We start from the raw sequence: 19,431 nt of genomic DNA on the forward strand, positions 1-19,431 counted from the left end.
CCTCTACTGCTTCTGCTGGGTGCCGGCCGGTGGTGCCTGGTACCAGGACGGGTTGATGCTCGCACGGTAGGCACCGGTCAGGTAAACCGACTGGATCGACTTCTCGAAGATCTTGAAGGGTAGCTGGATCCAGAAGTCCGCGAAGCCCTGCCGGTGGAAGAGCCGGCTGCCGCCACCCAGCACCATCACGTTCTTCACCAGAGCGGTGGAGGCCGCGGTCGTCAGTGCCGCGGTGGCGTTGATGCCGCCGTCCAGGAAGGCGTCCGCGCCGCTGAGCCTGACCGTGTTCCCGTTGGCGTCGCTCACTCCCCACACGGCGGCGTTCATGGCGCCGTTGACCCACCCCGAGATCACGCTGGTGCCCGCGCTGAAGGTGAAGTCGTAGATGCCTCCGCGCCAGCGCGTCGGGGTCTCGTTACCGGCCCACTCGTTGGTCCAGGTCTTGTCGTGGTTGAACGGCCTGCGCTGCGGGTGCTTGCCGCCGTCGATGTTGGCCAGGGTCGTCTTGAGGTTGCCGAGGTTTCGGAGCCCCGGGATCCGGTTCTCGTGCACCGCGATGCCCAGACCGGTCTTGACGCCCGAGGACACGGCGGCGTTGGCGAACGCCTTGAGCGCGTCCTTGCCGGTGAACGGCTTGTTCTGGGCCGCGGCCACGATGCCGTTCACGGCCAGGTTGGCGCCGAACTCCAGGACGAACTCCTGGCCGAACTCCAGGGCGGCCTTGTACGCCACCGTCCGCCAGTACGGCTCGTACCGGGCCTCGCGGAGCGCCGCACCGGCGCCGTCGGGGGCAACCGTGCCCGACCACGGCATGCGCTGGGCCTCGCGGATCCGGCGTCCCCAGCCGCGGATCTCCGTCAGCGGCCCGCGGTGGTCGTACTCGTTGCCGACCAGCCTCATCTGGTCGAACGGACCGCCGCGCTCCCAGACCAGGCCGCTGTCGGTGCGCTGGGCGACGAGTTCGCCGCCGGCATCGTAGCGGTTCCACCGGCCGCGCCAGGCGTCGGTCTCCAGGTAGCCGGTGCCCTCCGCCCTGCGCTCGCGGACCACGGATCCGTGGTCGAACTCCTTCCACACCGAGTGCGGGGTCGCGGCCGCGGGGTCGTACTCGCGCACCCGCAGCGGGCCGCCGAGGCCGACCGGGACCTCGCGGAGCCGGACGGTGGCACCGTCGGCGCCGGGCAGCGGCCGCAGTTCGTCACGGAAGTGCCGTGCGCCGCGGGACCACTGGTCCTGCCAGGCCGTGCCGTTCCACCAGGTGCGGACCTGCTGCCCCGGGGCGGAGGCGACCGGGTTCCCGTTCCGTTCGTACGTCGACGTCGGCCAGCGTTCCCCGGCGGACGTGTCGCGCCAGGCCTCCACGTAGCGGCCGTTGTCCAGCATGCGGCGCTCGCGCACGAGCCTGCGGTCCGCGTCGAGGTCCCGGAAGGAGTCGTCCCACGACAGCTTCGGGTCGTCGGAGCCGCGGAAGAACTCCCTGGTGCCGGAACGCCCGAGGTGATTGCCCTGGGCGTCCGTCTCCCGCCACGTCCACTTCGCGGAGTCCGCCCGCCCCAGGCCCTCGATGAAGCTGTTCGCGGCGCCATCGGGGTTCGGGTACCGCATGCCGGTGAGGTTGCCGTGCGCGTCGCGGGTGACCCAGGCGCCGCGGCCGGAAGGATGTCCGACGACCGGCGCGTCGACGTACTCGCGCACGACTCCGTCCGCCAGACCCTCGCGCGCGACCCTCAGGCGGCCGTCCGGCCCCTGGAAGCGGTCCTGCCACAGCGGGCCGTCGGGGGACCCTTGTTGCGGGACGCGGTAGCCGCGCCGGCCGCCGGAGTCCTCCCAGGGCACGTACGAGGCGTCGGCCGGGGCGTAGCCGGGGCCGCGGGCGTGATCGCCGACCTTCAGCGTGGTGCCGTCGTGCAACGTGGCCGTGAGGCGCGCGAAGTCGCCGTTCGCCGTGAGGTCCAGGACGGCGCCGTCGAGGCCGACGTAGCGCACGCCCGAGGACGCGGCACCGGTCCCGTTGCCGATCGGCCGCTTCTGCCAGGTGAACAGCTGGTACGCGTTGTCGCCGAGCACATGGGCGTAGGCGCCCTGCGCGTGCCCCGCACCCGGCAGCAAGCCCTTGCGGACCCAGACCGGGGGACGCTGCTCGCGCCACCGCTCGGTGACCAGCAGGTGGCCGTCGACGACCTCGGCCTTGCCGGCCTCCTTGCCGTGCGGCGACTGGCGCTGCCAGGTCCCGTCGGTCTTCCACCCGCCGGGCGCGGCCGCGTCCTGCACGAGCCTGTGCTCCTCGTACTGGCCGGCGTGTTCGGGCAAGTGGCCCATGCCCCACTTGCGCTGCACGAGGGTCTGCCCGTCGTCGGCGAGGTCGGTCCAGCCGGAGTCGTACCGGTCCGGGGTCCGCGGGCCGTCGGCGAGTTCCTTGGCGGCGCCGTCGTAGCGGTGCCAGCGCAGCTCGCCGTTCTCGTTCTTCAGCGCCAGCGTGTGACCCGTGCCGTTGCCGTGCTTCTGCAGACCGCTCTGGTACTCGTGGACGACGTTGCCGCGCCCGTCGAGGTCCCGCCAGCCGGTGCCCGCGGTGTCGTACTCGCGGATCCCCGCACCCGACAGCGTGGCCTCGTCACCCCAGCGCGCCCAGCTCGTACGCGGGTTCGCACGGCCGAAGTCGATGGTGTCGGTGCGACGGAAGGAGTCGAGGAGCCCGCCGCCGGGCAGCACCCGGCGTTCGAAGACGGGGACCGGTGCGCCGGTCGCGCTGAGCAGCACCACCCTGCCGTTCGCGGCGCCCGTCAGGTCCGCCCTGCCCTGGTGGAACACGCCCGTTCCGGTGCCGGCGGGGCCGGTGCGCTCCCACACGCCGTTCGGGTGGTCCAGGACGTACTGGTAGGGCGTGGGCCTGCCCTTGTCCAGGACGTTGAAGCCCTGCTTGACCAGGGTGCCGTCGGTGCCGATCTGGATGAACTCCCCGTCCCGGGGACCGCCGGTGTGCACGTGGGTCACCCGCAGGCCGTCAGCCGTGGCGGTGACCTCCTGGCCGCGGAAGTGGGCGATGCGCGTGCCGGTCGCGTCCTCCAGCCAGGCGGCACCCTGCGGCGGAGTGACCAGGTTCAGACCGTCCGGCACACCCGGCAGCGCCGGGAGCGGCCGTCCCGTGGCGAGGGTGGTGCCGTGCTCGTCGTACCGGGTGAAGGTCCCGTCGGCCTCGTCGATCCGGCGCGGATGGGGCTCGGCGGACTCCGAGAAGTATCCGTGAGCGGTGGGGAAGGTCTCCGTGCCGGACAGCGAGTCCGTGTCCCGCAGCGACGACGCCGAGCTCGAACCGGAGATTCCGTCCTGCGCGTGCGGCACGGGAGGCACGGATGGCACCGGCGGTACGGACGGCACGGGCGCGGGCGACGCGTGTTCGGCCGCCGCCACCCTCAGCTCGGCGGCCTCCGCCTCGGCGAGACGGGCCTCCGCGGTGACCACCCGCTCGCGCGCCGCCTCCAGCCCGGCCCTGTTCGAGGACCCGGTCCCGACCAGGTCGAGCGCCTGGAGCTCCCGGAACCGCCGGTTCGCCTGTGCGAGGTTGCGTACGGCGTCCTGCACGGCCTGGGTGGCGTCCGCTCCGGACATGGGATCGCCGGGGCGCGGGGTCAGGTCCCGGCCCTGGTCCGGCGAGGCGCCGTCCGCGTCGGCACGGCCCTTGCCGGGCGAGGGGGGTGCGACCGCGTCGTCCGTGACGGCATGGGCGTGCGGCACGTGGAGGTGGACGTGGTCGTGGTTGCGGACCTGGGCGTGGATGAGGTCGAGGTAGCGGGAGCGCAGTCCGCCCTGGGTCAGGCCCTCCGGGGCGGCGTTGTGGTAGTTGCCCATGAGGCTGCCGTCGACCTCGGGCCGGTGGCCCGCCGTCGAGTCCCGGTACTCGTCCCGCAGACCCAACTGGTGACCCAGCTCGTGCGCGAGATCCTGCTCGGTGGCGTCGATGCGCCACTGGTGCTGGTTCATCGCACCGTCCGGGCCGCCCACCCGCACGTTCAGATGCGCGTCGCCGGCATTGCCCGTGACGCGCTCCAGCGTGACGTGCAGGACGCTGCCGTCGCCCAGCACCCCACCGGGACGGTTGAAGACCCTCTCCACACCGCCCAGCGCACGCTCCCACAGCGCGTCGGCCCGGGACGGCGACAGACCGTCGGCGGCCAGCCGGACCCGCACGGTCAGATCCGTGACGGTATGCCCGCCCAACGGGAACGTACGCACGTCGAAACCGGCTCGCACCTCGTACCGCGGCGCGTGAGCGCCACCGCCCCGCGGCGTGGACACCGGGTCCACCCACGAGTGCTTCACCGTGTTCGGCGCCGCCGCGCCACGCGCCGCGCTCCAGTCCGGGTCCAGCGTCAGATCCAGCGGCCCCGCACCCGGAGCACGCGAACCGTCACCCACGGCCGGCGCGGACGCGGGTGTGCCGCCCATCGTGTGCGGCGGCTGGAGGCCGGAGCCGCCGGCGCCGGGCAGGGGTGCCTCGGGGGCGGCACCCGGCGCCGAGGACGTCGAGGGGAGGTCGGACACGGGCTTCTGCGGAATGAACACCTTGCGCGCTTCGTCGCGAAGACCGATCACCTTGTCACCGCTGTACTGGTACGCGTGATCCGACATGGCCTTGACGGCGGCGTCCACCCTGTTGCGGCCGATCCCGAAGGCCTTCGTGATGTTCGCGCCGTCGAACTTCTCGAGGTGGACGCTTCCGCCGTTCTCGACCAGCTTCCCGATCACCAGACGCATGTCGTCGGTCGCGTCGGGCAGCGCACCGGAGATCACCCGGTCCAGCTCCGGCGGGAGCGTGAACGGTGCGGGCTGGGTGGAGGAACCCGCCTTGGGCTTGGGGACGACGGGCTTCTTCCGGACCGCGGGCGGCGGCTTCTGCTGACCGTCGGCCGGCGCGTGCGTCGGCTTCTGGTGATCCCCGATGGGAGGGTGCGCCGGAGGTTCCTGCGCCGCCGCCAGCCGGCTCTTGATGTCGTCGAGCAGCGCGGTGCGCTCGACGAACAGCCTCTCGGCCATCGCCAGGCGGTCGCCGGTGGCGGTCTTCCTGAAGTCATCGGTCAGGTTGACCGACTGCTCGGCGTGCGCCTGCGCCTTGCGCAGGTTGAAATTGAGCGAGTTGGTGTACCCGCTCGCGATGCCGTTGTCGGCCTGGCGGAGCCGGTCCAGTGCTTCGTCGTGCAGCTTGCCCGCGGCCCTGGCGATCGGGTCGACGGTGCCGTCGGGGAAGTACCGGCCGTCTCCCATCGGGTTGTGGACGTCCACAAGGCCGGTCCAGCGTCCGGAGGCCGCCTTGGCCCCCAGGGGCGTGAACGGCAGGTTGCCGCCGAACTTCGCCTCGGGGCGGAACAGGTCGGAGACGACCTTGCGCAGTTCGTCCGGGTTGCCCATGACCCTCAGCACGTGGGCCTTGTAGTCACCGCCGATGGCGTGCACTTCGCGGACGACGGACAGGGCGAGCCCGTCCTTCACGTCCGCCCCGTGGAAGACCTCCTGCTCGAAGGAGACGGACCGTGTGGTGCCGTCCGGGTAGGTGTAGGTCCACCTGGCCCGCTCACCCGTTCCCGTGAAGCCTTCGTCGAACGCCGCCGTGCGGACGCTCTTCCCCTCCCACTCCAGGTTCCGCATGGTCGGACGGTCCAGGGGGTTGAGCTGGTCGTGGAGCGACACCCAGCCGCCCCTCTCCTCCAGCACCTTGGCGTCGAAGATCAGAGTGGTGGGCCCGTACCGGGTCTGCATCGGCGCGTCGCCCGCCTCCATCCGGAAGAACACGAAGTCGTCGTTGCCCAGGTTGGAGGTGTTCTTCACCGAACTCTTGCCGGAGGCCAGGAACTTCAGCCCCCGGCGCTCCAGTTCGCCTTGGGACATCATGAACCCGCTGTTGGCCATGGTGAGGTATGCGGGCGTTGCGTGCTTGATCCTGTGCGGGAGGTTCTGCACGTGGTTCCGGAGATCGCGCAGGGCCCGCGCGTCCTCCGTGTCCAGCCCGCGGAGGAGGGTGTCGAACTCCTCGCGCAACACCGCGACGTTCTCGCCGGAGAGGTTCTTGACGAACCGGCCTTGCTGCCCGGTCGTCAGGTTGCCGGGGAAGTCCCCGATCGCCGAGGCCCACTTCCCCTCGGCGTCGGGCAGGACCTTCCCCCACTGATGGCCCGTCGGTACGTCCTTGTACGCCCCCCACACCCGGTACCTGCGCACGGTGTCGACAGCTCCGCCCGACAGGCCGCGGTATGCCTTTTCGACGTCGAACGACCGGGCCAGGCGTACCGCCTCCCCCGGGGGAGTCGCGGCGACGGCATCGTCCACGAGCTTCAGGAAGTGGTCCGCGGCGAGGACGAGCGCCCTGTGCTGGGCGCGCAGCGCATAGGCGCCGCCGAGGTCGGAGGCGTTCTTGACGAATCCGTCCAGGTTCGCGTACAGGAACCTGGACGCCTCCCTCAGCTTCTCGGTGAGGGCGCGGATCTCCCCGTGGGTGATCGTGGAACCGGGCTGCAGCGCGTTCTCGAGGTCGGTGGCCCTCAGGCGCACCTCGCCCGCCTGGGCCTCGAACTCGGTACCGTTCCAGAGCACCTGGTCGGGGCGGCCGGAGCCTTCCGGCGTGCGGGCGAAGCGGTCCAGGTCGTCGCCGTGCGCGCGCAGGTGTACGGCCTGGTCGACGTAACTCGATCCGGCGAGCCGGTCGACGAGGCTGTTGACCTCGACCTGGGTCAGGTTCCGCGAGCGGATGAGGTCGTCAACGGCGCCGTTCAGCGCGGCCATGGCCAGCCTCTCCTGCTCGGTGGCGGCGGTCACACCGTCCGCGGCCGCCGGCAGCTTGGGGGAGCCGGCCGGCAGTTGAACCAGGCGGTTCTCGGCCTGGCGCAGCTCGCTCGTAGCGACGGCGTGCGCGTTCAGGGCGTCGTTCAGCGGCTTGAGGTCGGCCGGCGGGTGTGCCGCGGGCATCGGGCGTGTCCCGCCCCGCAACCCCGGGAACTCGTGCGCGAGCGGCCGCGCCGCGGAGAGGTCCGGCAACGCACCCACCGTCGACGGGCCGCTCGCGGCCGCGGGTGCGCGGGGTGCGACGCCGCCGCCGGATGTCGCGGCGTCGAGATGCGGGGTGGATGTGTGGTCGAGGTCGGTGACCTGTGTGTGGACCGGTTCCGTCCCGCGTACGGGCTCCGTACGCATCGGTGCGGGCGGGGAGGCGGCCGACCAGGACGAGGGAGTCGGCAGCGGGTTGAAGAGGTCGTTGTTGTGGAGCACGGTGCCGCGCAGGTCGGCGGCGAGATTCCTGAAGTCGGTGCCGCTCCACGTACCGCTGAACTGGCCCTGGCCACCGGTGATGCCGACCGACACCGTGTTGGCGTCCGAATGGTGGGTGATCTTCACCTCGAGCTCGCCGGCCAGTCCGGGACGGCTGATCACGAACTTCTTCGTGGACGGGCCGGCGGCCTCCTGGCGGACCACCGCGTCCCCCAGCCCCTCCCAGCGTCGCACCGCCCCCTGCTCGAAGGCCCTGCCGAAGTCGGCGAAGGCGGTGGCCGAGTCAAGGCCCTCCCACTTCTGGCCGATCAGACCCTTGAGGTCGTTCGCCGGGATCTGCTCGGCGCGGACGGGGATGACGGTGATGCCGTCCTCGATCCGGGAAGGCCCGGTCCGGACCAGCTTGGTCGGCGAGAGCGTCACCTCCCACTGGTCCTGGTTGAGCGCCGGCGCGTCGTCGCCGGCCTTGCCGTAGCCGGGCGGGTACGCCATGGCGAGTTTGCCGTGGTCGGCCGGGACGTCGATCTCGAAGACCACGCGGTTGCTGCTGACGCCGTTCTTCGCCCACTCCGCCTGGAACGCGCGGTTGTTGGACGTGGAGGCGGGGAGCCGCTCGATGAACTCGGTGGCCTGTGCGGCGTGCGGGTCCATCGACACGCCGCGCCACACCGTCATCGGCTCGTTGGCGCCTTCGTGCAGCAGGTCCTTGGTGACCTTGTTGAAATGCTCGACCTTCCGGAGGAAATCCGGATCCGCCGCCAGCGCCGGGTCGACGTAGCCGCCGTACCCCTTCTTCGAGGTGAACGCCCCGCTGATGACGCCCTGCATGTACAGCTTGATCTCGTTGTCCGAGGCCGCCCTGCCGAGATGCGTCTGAGCCAGGTGGACTGCGGCCCGCCAGCTGTCGCCCTGAGCCGGAGGCAGGTCAGCGGGCAGGGCGAGCGGGGTCCGCGCGGGCGTTTCGCCGCGGATCAGGGCACCCGTGACGGGGTGGTAGACCTGGTTGCCGACCGGCGAGGCCACGATGATCTCACCGGCGTCGCTCAGCTTGGCCGGCCACGTGGCGTCGCCCACCCGCACGACGAGCCCGTCAGCGCCCTTGATCATGACGCTCGCCCCACCGAAGTGGCCGCCGGAGAACGTCACGGTCTCCTGGGCCACTCCCAGCCGGCCCACACGGCGGTACGTCCAGGTGTGCACGGAGGAGCCACCTGCGTCCAACTGCCGGACCGTGAACTGGGCACCGTTCCTCTGCACGTCCACCACGTCGAAGTGGTGGGCACCGGCACCGAGCACCTGCGGCGTGCCGTTCTCCACCCGGACCACCACGCCGTCATGACCCGTGATCCCGACGACCGTCCGGCCGTCGACGGCCGGGAGTGCCGCGGGCACGGCGGGTGCCGCGGGTGCCGCGGGCACGGCGGGCGCGGCGGGCGCGGGTGCCGAGACACCGCCCGCCGCGTCATCCGCGACGGACGCGGGCGGCATGCCGGCGCGCATCCTCGGAGGCGCCTCGCCGAGCACGACCGCCGTGACGTCCTCGGCCAGGGCCCGGGTGTTCATCCGCGGCAGGGACCCGCCGTGCGTGCCCTGAAGCGTCCGGAACGCGTCGTCGAACTCGGCGCGCGTGACGGTGCCCTGCCCCAGCTTCTGGAGCTTCAGGTTCACCGTGTGGAAGAGCTCGTCCTCTCGGGACAGCACGTGCCGGGTGTCCGCGATCCTGGCGGCCTCGTCCATGAGGTCCGCCCGGGGCACGCCGCCCTCGTCCAGGAGCGAGGCGGTGAAGCGAAGGTCCTCGTAATTCTCGTGCACTTCACCGGCCACGCCACCGGCCTTGCTGCCGCCCGGTGCGGGCGGAGTGCCGGGACCGCCCGGGTGGCCGCTGGTCGGCCCGGGCCCATGCACCGACGAGGGACCGGCGCCGCCGGTTCCGCCGGGATGGGCGCCACCGGATCCAGGGGGCGTCGGGGGCGCGCCCGGGGCGGAGACCGCGGCGCCCGGTCGCGCGTTGTGGACCTCGACCGTGAACGAGAGTCCCTTGTCCGTGGCGAACTGCTCCAGCTGCAGCTTCTGCGCCTGCAGCCCAGCCGGGTTGAAGCCGTCGTCCAAGAGCACGACGCGGTCGAGGTCGTCCCACTTCACGCCACCGTGGAGCTGGGCCTCGAAGTACCTGTTGAGCCTTCCCTCGATCTTCCCGGCATCGCGCAGGCCGCGGAACACACTGTCGTACTGGAAGTCGGTCGCCTCGGCGAAGGCGAGCCGGACCAGCTGCTCGGGGCCGTGGTTGAGCAGCGGCAGCATATTGCCTCGCCCGGTGACGCTCATGGCGCCGTCCAGGCCCTGGCCGAAGCTGTCCGCAGGCGTGAACGTGGCCCGTTCCATCAGGTTGGGCTTGAGGTGGAAGACCGCCTGCCCGTACATCTTCACGCCGCTGGGCCGGTACTTGGAGGTGAGGGCGGCGTAGTTCGGGAGGTCCGCGATGTCGGCCGCGGTCGGGGCGAACTGCTTGCCGCCCTGGCCCGGGTAGATCCCGGAGGCGTCCGTCGTCCGCTTCACGGACGACGGCAGGCCGAGGGCCTCTTCCGTGTTGCCGCGCGTGACGTAGTACCCGGCGCCGGCGTTGTCGATCTCCCATGCGTTGCGGAGCAGCTGCTGGTCCGCGGTCATCGCGTCCAGCAGCGTCCCGCCGCCCGGCAGTTGGTTGCCGAGCTTGAGGTTCACCGTGAGCGAGAGCTCGTCCTGCAGATGCTTGTGGACCTTCGTGACGAGCTCACCGGCCTCCGCCCCGTCGAGCCGGTAGCCCTTCGCCCACTCCCAGTCGTCGCCGCGCAGCTTGGTGGTCAGCTGGTCCGTGTCCGCCGCGAGCGTGCGGATGGCGCGCCGTTCGGCCATGACGATCGCGGAGAGCTGCGGCATGCGGAGGTTCCGCAGTTCCGTACGGCCCTCGAGAGCCTGGAACAGCCGCACGTTCTCGTCGAACGAGTTCTTCTGCTGCTGCAGCACCGACTTCAGCGCGTCGTCGTGCTCCGCGCCCGCCAGCCCCTTGGACAGGATGTCCTGGTGGGCCTTGAGGTCGCCTTCGTAGGCCTCCTTGCCCTGGCCCTTGGGCCAGCCGTGGGCCGACTGCGGTTCGCTCAGCCAGTGGGCCACCGTCAGGTCCTGGCCGCTGGGCACCAGGGCGTGGCTGAACGTGCCGCCCTCCAGGGGGGTGACGACGTGGGTCGCCGACGGGACGTGGTCCACGGACTGCACGACTCCCTCGGGAGCCGGCGGGAGTACGTCGCCGCGGCCCTTGAGGTGCAGCAGCGAACGCAGTCCTTCCGGCAGGCGCGGCGCGCCGCCGCCGAGGCCGTGGCCGGTGTAGGCCTGCACCTCGGGGAGCGGCGCTCCGCCGGTCAGGTCGTTCCAGTGGGCCTCCGCCTGGGCCAGAGCGGCGTCGGCCTGCCTGACCTGCTGCCACGACTCGAGGTAGCGGACGCCGTCGACCTCGGCCGAGGTGCCGACGCCGTCCACGTAGCGCGTCTGCAGGTCGTCGCGGATCGTCCGGGCGTTGATCAGCTCGCGGCGGGCGTCGGTGATGGCGGCCGACGCGTCGATCTCCGACAGGTCGTCCGCGGAGTTCCCGCGCACGCCGCCGTGGTCCGATCCGGTACCGGTGGTGTCCAGGGTGCCGGTGCCGGTGCCGGTGCCGGTGGGCGACTTGCCCTTCCCCTTGTCCCCCACCGCAGGGGGTGTGTCCGGGACGTCGTGGACCGCCGTGCCCACCGAACCCTCGGGCGCCGCGGGCCGCGCGTCGAGCACCGCGTCCATGAACCCGTCGGTGAACCGGCCCGCGTCGGTGTGCCACAGCGGCAGGTTCCGAGCCGCGTACAGATAGGCGTTCTCCAGCTGTGCCGCCGTGATCCGGTGCTCCTCCAGGACGTGCGTCCCACCCGCCGGGGCCCCGTCGGCGGTGCCGCGGACGACACCGGGTTCGCCCGGCGCGCCGGGGCCCAGGGACACCGGCGCGTCACGGCCCGGCAGCCAGACCGTCAGCGAACGGGCGCCCGTCGAGCCGTCGGTCCCCAGGACCAGCCGGATGTCGGCGGCGGGGTCGGCGATCGCGTGCTCCAGGTGCTGCCGCACCGGCCGTGTTTCGTCCATGAACCGAACGACGTCGTCCCCGCCGGTGCCGACGTGGACGTCACCGCCGGTCCCGGGGTGCACGGGTGACGGGGGACCGGACGGCAGGTCGTCCACCGAGTGCCGGAACATGCCCATCTCGTGCAGCATGTCGTCGATCTCGCCGAACAGGTGCTGCACGTCGGACGGGTAGTGCACCGAGGACGGCGGCAGGTGACCGGCGGAGTCCCCCGCGGCCGACCCACCGGGGCTCGGCACCGGCTCCGGCACGCTGTCGACGGAACCCCGCCCGATCCCGGAGAGCGAGTCGTCGGCGGCGGGCACCGTCACGGACGGTCCCGGCAGGTCGGACAGCCCCGGACGGAGCGTGCCGTACGTCTCGCCCAGCTGGCGCGACAGCTGGCGTCCCGCGTCGTCACCCGAGGTGAGGATGGTGTGGGTGATCATCTTCTCGAACTGGCCGAGGATCGCGAGACGTTCCTTCTGCGGAACGGTCGCGATGTTGCCGTCGATCAGGGGACGCTGGTGGTCGAAGAACACGAAGGTCTTCGCCTGGTCGGTGGCGTCTCGCGCCCCGTCCGGGTCGACACGCCGCCAGTCCTCCACCTCCCCGAAGGCGTCCTGGTACCGGATCGTGTCGTCGGCGGTCAGCTTGGCCACGGGCGACGTGCCGTCCGCCCAGTGCCACGCGCCGTCGCGGCGCAGCATCGTGTCGACGAGGCGGTACGGGGCCGCCACCCACAGGTCCGCCACGGACTTGCCGAGCGCGGCGGAGACGAAGCCCTCGGCGAACCGCACGCAATTGTAGCGGAACAGGTCGTACACGGCACCGGAGTTGGCCATCGCGTAGCGGTACCCGTCGAACAGCTGCGCCGCCGTGATCCGGTAGGTGCCGAGTACGCGGACGTGCCCGGATACGAGGTATTCGGCGTCGTTGACGATGGCACCCGGTTTGCCGAAGAGGTTCCCGTCCTCGGGGTAGAAGCCGATCGTGAGCGGTTGCCGCTCGCCCGGCAGGATCACGGCCACCATGGCGTGGCCGACGTCGTCGGAGAACTCGCGCCAGGTCCGGCCTCCGGGGCTGGCGACGAGGGCCACCTCGATGTCCGCGGCGGGGTTGTCGATGGCCCGCTCCACGTGCTGCCGCAGCGGGCGGATCAGGTCGACGAACTCCGAGAAGCCGTCCAGGTCATCGGTGCCGTGCTCGCCGACCGGGGAGCCCGGCACCGAGTCGTCGTCGAAGTCGAAGCGCGAACGCACCGGCGCTCCGGTGTCGTCCAGGACCAGGTCGTCGAGCCCCGCGAGCAGGCCGCTCTCGGGCCTCGGCGGGACGGGCGGCGCGTGGTGCCCGCCCGGCCCCGGGGTGGCGGGCGCGTCGTCGGCGAAGTCCGTGTGCCTGACGCCGCCGGGGAGCTTCCCGCGTTCCGGGCCCGCGAGGTGGACGGCCAACTGGTCGGCCTGCGCCCGGACGTCGACCTTGGTGAAGGCCGCGCCGCGGAGGTCCTCCAGCACCTGGCGCGCGGCGGTCACGGTCTCCACCGTCACGGCGTCCGCGCCCATCTTGCCCAGCTTGAGGTTGACCTCGTGGAACAGTTCCGCCTGATGCGAGTGCACGCGCCCGCCGCCCGACCCGGTCGCCGGTGCCGGTGCCGGTGCCGGTTCCTGGCGCGGCGGAGCGACGGTGTGTCCGTCGCCTGAGGTGATCCGCACGTCACCGTGGAGCGGGCCGTCGAACGTGCCCGTCCCGCGGGTGGATCCGTGGCTGCCGCCGGTGAGCACCTCGTCGGTCGTCGCGTGGGCGTCGACCGGGTTGCCGGTGGCGCCATTGGCGTCGAGGTGGGGGGTGCCGACAGGTCCCGTCGCACCATGGCCGGCGCCGACACCGGTGCCCCGGATCTTGGCACCGTCGGCGAAGAGTTCGTTCATCTGCGCGTCGATGTGCGCGGGATCGCCGTGGAGTTCGGTGAGCCTGTTCCACGCGGCGTCGATCCGCGCCTTGGCGGCATCGATCTGGTGCTGCAGTGTCAGATCGGTCACGCCCGGGCCGGTCGAGGTGCTGGCGTCGCCGGGATGGCGCAACCGCGAGATCGCGTCGCCCTGGTCGTTGCGGGCGGCCACGAGCTCCCCCCATGTGCGGCGCAGCTCTCCACCGGCCGGCCCCAGGATCCTCTCGACTCGCGCGCCCTCGATGTCGGCCAGACGCCCGAAGTCCGACACGCTCATCCGGCCGCCACCGCGGCCCGCGTCGGTGAGGGCGCCCGGTGCGCCGGCGGTGGCGTCGGTGACGGCGGCGGGGGCCGGGGCCGGGGCCGGGGAGGGAGCAGCGGACAGGGCTCCGCCCGGAGCCGGAGAGGTGTCCGGAACGGTGACGTGCGTGCCACCGGCGTGTGCCGCCTTGGCGTCCGGCCCGAGGACGACGGTGAAGGAGAAGCCGTTGTCACGGGCGAACTGCTGGAGCTTCATCTGGTCGTCCAGCATCGCGGCCGCACCCCGGCCGTCCTCGAAGAGCACGACGCGGTCGAGGTCCTGCCACGTCACGCCGCCGTGGATCTGGGCCTCGAAGTACCCGGCCCTCGACAGGTGCTCCTCCAGCTTGCCCGTGTCACGGAGCTGGCGGAACTCGGCGTCGAACGTGAAGTCGGTCGCCTCGGCGAACGCCAGGCGCACCAGCCCCGCGCGGCCGTTGTTCATCAGCGGCAGCATGTTGCCGAGGCCGGTGACGCCCTCGGCGCCCTCCAGACCCCGTCCGAAACTGTCCCCCGGCGTGAAGGTGGCCCGCTGGACCACCTCGGGCTTGAGGTGGAAGACCGCCGAGCCGTAGCGCGAGGCGCCCTGTGGGCGGAAGTCGGACGTGACGGCGGCGTAGTGCGGGAGCGTCCCGCGGTCTCCGGGACCCGGCGCGAACTTCTGGCCCTCCAGACCCGGGTAACTCCCGGACGCGTTCGTCGTCCGCTTGACGGTCGCCGGGTAACCCAGCGACTCCTCGGCGGGACCACGGGCGTTCAGGTACGACACCTGGCCGGGGTCGGTGCCCTTGACCTCCCACACGTTGCGGAAGAGGGCCTTGTTGTCCTGGATCATCACGTCCAGGAGCGGCGTGGCGCCCTTCAGTTCGGCCAGGTTCCGGTTGACGGTCAGGGGCATGCCCTGCTGCAGGTGCTTCTGGACGGAGTCGATCAGGCCCTCGGGAACCTTGCCGTTCTCGACGTACCCCTCCGCCCACTTCCAGAGGGAGCGCTCCTTGTTCCAGCTGAGCAGATTGTCCGTCAGCAGCTTCCGGTCGCTGTCGAGGCTCCGCAGGGCGCGCCGCTCGATCATGATCACGGCCGCCAACTGCGGCTCCTGCAGCCTCTGCAGTTCCGGACGCCCGCTCAGGAGCTCGAACAGCTTCTGGTTCTCCAGGAACGTCTCTTCCTGGTGCTGGAGGGCCTTGCCGAAGTCGTCGTCGGTGCCGGCCTGGTTCCGCGCGTTCCTGAGGTCGTCCAGATCCCGCAGCGCGGTATCGAACTCCTGCCGTGCCTGGCTTGCCGTGGCCGTGTCCCACACATGGACGTCCTCCGAATTGCGCAGCCAGTGGGCCACCGCCAGGTCCTCGGCGTCCGGAATGAGCGCGCGACTGATGTCGTCCCTCTTGGGCTTGATCTCCCAGTGCGAACCCGACGGCACGTGCTCGATCTTCACCCGCTCGCTCTCGGGCGCCGGCCGCGACGTGACCTGGGGGACCTCGTTCTCGGAAGGCCAGGATCCCGGCATCTTCAGCTCGTCGTCGAGATCCGAGGGGTGCGCGCCTCCCGGGAGCTTCCCGCGTTCCTGGCCGTGGAGGTGCACGGCCAGCTGGTCGGCCTGCGCCCGGACGTCGACCTTGGTGAAGCCGGCGCCGCGGAGGTCCTCCAGCACCTGGCGGGCGGCGGTCACGGTCTCCACCGTCACCGCGCCGGACCCCATCTTGCCCAGCTTCAGGTTGACCTCGTGGAACAGTTCCGTCTCGTGCGAGTGCACGCGGCCGCCGCCCGACTTCGCGGGCGGGACCGGGGCGGAGTCCTGACGCAGCGGCACCGCGAGGTGTCCGTCCCCGGTGACCGCGACCTTGTCGTGCGTGCCCGGGGTGACGACCACGTCGTCGGTGCTCCGCGCGGGCGCGCCGGCGAAGGCGTGGCCCGCGTCGGCGTCCACGGCCTTCCCGGTTCCGGGCGCGCCGGCGAAGGCCGGGCCGTCGACGGGGCGGACGCCCCGGCCGTCGTCGAGGAGGTCGAGCGCGGAGCGGGCCGCGTCCTTGGGGGGCGTTCCGTGCACGCCGCCCTTGGGCGCGCCGGGAGCGGGGGCCGCGTGGGCGGCGGAACCGGGCGCGGTGTCGGTGACCGCGGAACCGGGCCGGCCGCTGCCGGCGGGGTGCACGATCTCGTCGAGGGTCAGATGGGCCTGGTGGGCGCGCGCGGCGTCGGCAACGTTGTCGCCGAGGGCGGATCCGATGTGCGTGGGGACCGGGTTGTTCGGCGTGGCCTTCGGGCCTGCCGCCAGCAGGTCGAACGCCGATCCTCCGGCGACCGCGCCGTTCTGGTGCCCCGGGACCCCGGTGACCGGGCCGTGCGCGCCGCCCGGCACACCCGGCGCCGCCAGGAGGTCGTGGGCACCGGCAGCGCTCGGCGGGGCCTGGACACCGGTCAGCGCGGTGTGCGCGGCGCCCGCGCCCGGGGTGCCGGGGGCGGCCAGGAGGTCGTGGACCGCCGTGGTGCCCGGGGCGGGCGCGGGCACGCCGGTGAGGGCGGTGTGCAGCGCGCCGGTGCCCTGCGGTGCCGTCAGGATGCCGATCTGGCCCTGCGCGAGCAGGTTGCCGTTCCCCTTGGCGGCCAGGGCGGCGATGTCCACGCCTTCGTGCACGGCCGGGGTTCCCGCGGAGCCGGGGACGTACAGGCCGGAGGAGTGCGTCACGTGGCCGCCCGGGGCCGCCGCGCTCACGCCGAGTCCCTCGGTCATGTGGCCGGGCGTCACGTCGAAGGCGTCGATCTTCATCCGGTTCAGCTGCGTGCCGGCGATGTCGACCACGTCGTCCATGTGCCGGACGGCCCGGAAGCCGGACGTCGAGCCGTCGACCAGCGAGGTCGCCCCGTGCACCGAGACCGGGTTCATCGTGCCGACCCGCAGCCCGCTCAGGTCGACGGTCTCGATGGGCGCCACGGAGAAGGAGGCCGGGCGGATGGACGTGTGGGCGTCGCCGAAGTTGCCGAGGCGAACGTCGGAGAGGTCCATCCGGGCCATGTTGATGTTGGCGTGCGCGACGTCGAAGTGCGGGGTCGCGCCGTGCGGGCCGATCGGCACGGCGCTCGCGGTGTGCGCGGCCGTGCCGCCCACCGGCAGGTCCCACACGCCCCGGCCCGTGACACCGCGGTCCCAGAAGCCCATGCGCAGGGCGCCCTTGAGCCCGTACTCCGCGATGTCGGTGTGCGTCACGGGAAGGAGCAGGCGCGTCCACTTGGCGCCGCCCATCTGGCTGCTCCAGGTCTCCTGCGTGAAGAGGCGGAAGTTGTTCCACGCCCCGGGAGCGCCGGCCCGTACGGCCGTCGACCAGCCGCGCACCACCGTGGGAATGGCGCGGATGCCCTGCACGACGACGAGCCCGTTCTTGACGAACACCGAGCCGGCGAGCGCGGGCAGGTTGTGGAAGTTCTGCATGACCCACAGGCCGCCCTGGCGCACCCACGTCAGGCTCATCCGCGCCACGTCCCGGAGCCCGGTGAAGACGGTGGCGAACCGGAACCCGCTGATGATGTCCCGCAGGGACAGCATGCTGCCGCGGCCCCACTGGAGGCCGGCGGTGACGCCGCCCTTGATGAGCTTGCCGATGCTGAAGATCGGCAGCGCCTTGGTGGTGGGGGCGATGATGCCGAGCCCGGCGAGGAACAGGTCGAGGAAGCCGATGTCACCGCGGGCGAAGTCGATGGCGGCCTTCACGAACAGCGTCATGTTGACGCCGAAGGCGAGCAGGGCGATCGGACCACCGAAGATCAGCGCCGGGACGATGAGGATGATCGCCAGGATCTGGAACATCTCCCAGAAGACCTGGCAATCCGAGATCGGCAGCCGGATGTCGGAGGCTTTGTTGATCACGCCGGCGACGGTGTTTCCGTGCTCGCCGAGTTCCGCACCCGCGCTCTGGGCGGTCTGCCGGTGCACCTCCAGCTGCGGGTCGTCCTGCGGCAGGCCGCGGGCGGCCGACAGGGCACCGTCGGCCTTGCCCTGGGCCTCCTCGACCCTGTTCGCCCAGTCGCCCAGGGTGCGGGAGACCTCTTCGAAGGAGTCGGCCACGTCGTTGATGTGGTTGCGCAGCCGGTCGTCGATCTTGCCGCGCAGGGCGTCCGCGGTCTGCCCGGCGAAGACGCTGCTGTCGGCGGTGTTCATCACCTCGTCGATGGCCGTCGCGATGAACCTCGCCTGCGAACCGATCGTGGACAGGTCCGTGACCAGCTGACGGATCTGGGCCGGGTCTCCCGGAGTGGGGTCCCCGTGGAGACCGACCACGTTCCAGTCGCTCGGGCGAGGCATGTGGGGGATCCCTCCCAGGTCGGAGCGGAGGAGCACGGCAGAGCTCTCCATGTGGACCACGCGCGGGACACGCGGGTGGTTCATGTGACGTGGGTCAAACCCGCGCGCCACCGTGAACCGGCGGGGGGCGTGGTGCGTGGTCGAGGTGACCGGATTCTCCAAGGGCCGACCGGAGGTCCCCCGTGCCCGAGATCAAAATCGACTACGACGTCCTCAACGACGCCAAGCAGCGCCTGGAGACCCTGGCGGGCGAGATCGACCCGCTCATCAAGAAGGGCATCTTCGGCCGGCTGAGCTCGGGCTACGGCGAGGCGCTGACGGTACTCGGCAATGAGGCGGTGGCCACCGCGATGTCGACCTTCCACACCAACGCCAGCAGCACGATGGGGCGCGCGGACAAGGGCATCAAGGAGCTCGCCGCGGCCTTCGGCTCCGTGGGAGAGGCGTTCCGGGAGTTCGACTCCGAGCTGGGCGGCCAGATCGGTGTGATGAGCGCCAACCTGCACGTGCAGAACTGGCGGGATCAGAAGAGGCAGTGGGAGTACAAGCAGCAGCATCTGGACGAATGCAAGGGGCCTGGCGAGCTGCCGGACTTCTGCTCCGCGACGGACCCCGGTGACACGCCGCCCGACTTCCACCTGGACACCAACCGCGGCCACATCGACTCGCACGTGGAGGTCGACAAGGACGGCCACGTCACCAAGGAGGTGACCACCGTCGAGTACGACGGCAAGAAGTACACCTCCACCACCAACTACAACGGCGACAGCTACACGACGGACACCACGTACCCGGACGGCAGTACCGCGCACACGGTGGCCAACGTCAAGAGTGACGGCAGCGGCACCATGACCGTCACGAACAGCGACGGCGGCCACACCGAGTACACCCGCGGCCCGAAGGGCTCCGACGGCAAGACGCCGGAGTGGACGTACTCCGGCGGCGACAAGCCCGGCGGAGACCCCGACGACCCGAAGAACCCCAACAACCCGGACACCCACCCGCAGAACCCGGGTACCCACGGCGGAACCAACCCCAAGATCGCCTGATCGGGAACATCCCCCCACAGGCCCGTCATCAGAGAAGAAAGGCGATGCAATGCCTGCGATTCACATCGTTCCCGAGGACGTCCGGCAGCGGGCGGCGGCGCACGCGTCCACCTGCACCGAGTGGATGGCCCGGCTCGAGGGCCTGAAGGGCCAGGTCGAGAGCATGCTCAACGACGAGCTGGTGCTGCCCCAGGCCAGCGGGGCCATCCGTGACGCCTACACCCAGTTCACCAGCAGCCTCACCCAGGCCATCCACGGCCTGGAGAACTTCGGCGAGGCGTTCACCTCCATCGCCAAGGGCGCCGAGGACTTCGACTCCCAGGTCGCGAGCAACTTCAAGAAGTAGCGGCCGCACGCGAAGGGCCGGGTGGGAAGCATCCCACCCGGCTGGCTGGAAGGGCGATCAGGCCGACGGCTTCCCCGGCCCCCTGACGTGGCGTTACCTCACCCGGGGGGCCGGATC

At 71.6% G+C, this 19,431-nt stretch carries 3 protein-coding genes; 2 read left to right on the forward strand and 1 reads right to left on the reverse strand.

Features of this window, described 5'->3' with window-relative positions; translation table 11 throughout:
* Positions 1–3: 3 nt before the first annotated feature.
* Positions 4–17,919 (reverse strand): hypothetical protein, encoded by a 17,916-nt coding sequence (locus AB0F62_RS32960; RefSeq protein WP_361807807.1) that lies wholly within the window; start codon positions 17,917–17,919, stop codon positions 4–6.
* Between the two features lie 182 nt (positions 17,920–18,101).
* Here AB0F62_RS32960 and AB0F62_RS32965 point away from each other — a divergent pair, with 182 nt between their 5' ends.
* Both AB0F62_RS32965 and AB0F62_RS32970 read left to right on the forward strand, forming a co-directional pair.
* Complete coding sequence (locus AB0F62_RS32965; RefSeq protein WP_361807810.1) at positions 18,102–18,968, forward strand: hypothetical protein; 867 nt, start codon at positions 18,102–18,104, stop codon at positions 18,966–18,968.
* 49 nt (positions 18,969–19,017) lie between these two features.
* On the forward strand, positions 19,018–19,314 hold the full coding sequence (locus tag AB0F62_RS32970) for a hypothetical protein (protein WP_361807813.1): 297 nt from the start codon (positions 19,018–19,020) through the stop codon (positions 19,312–19,314).
* The last annotated feature ends 117 nt before the right edge of the window (positions 19,315–19,431 follow it).

This window comes from Streptomyces sp. NPDC026673, from assembly GCF_040638135.1.
In the GTDB taxonomy this organism is placed as follows: domain Bacteria; phylum Actinomycetota; class Actinomycetes; order Streptomycetales; family Streptomycetaceae; genus Actinacidiphila.

Coding starts and splice junctions, on each gene's coding strand:
- AB0F62_RS32970 (WP_361807813.1), top strand. CDS start 19,018: ATGCCTGCGATTCACATCGTTCCCGAGGACGTCCGGCAGCGGGCGGCG.
- AB0F62_RS32960 (WP_361807807.1), bottom strand. CDS start 17,919: ATGCCTCGCCCGAGCGACTGGAACGTGGTCGGTCTCCACGGGGACCCC.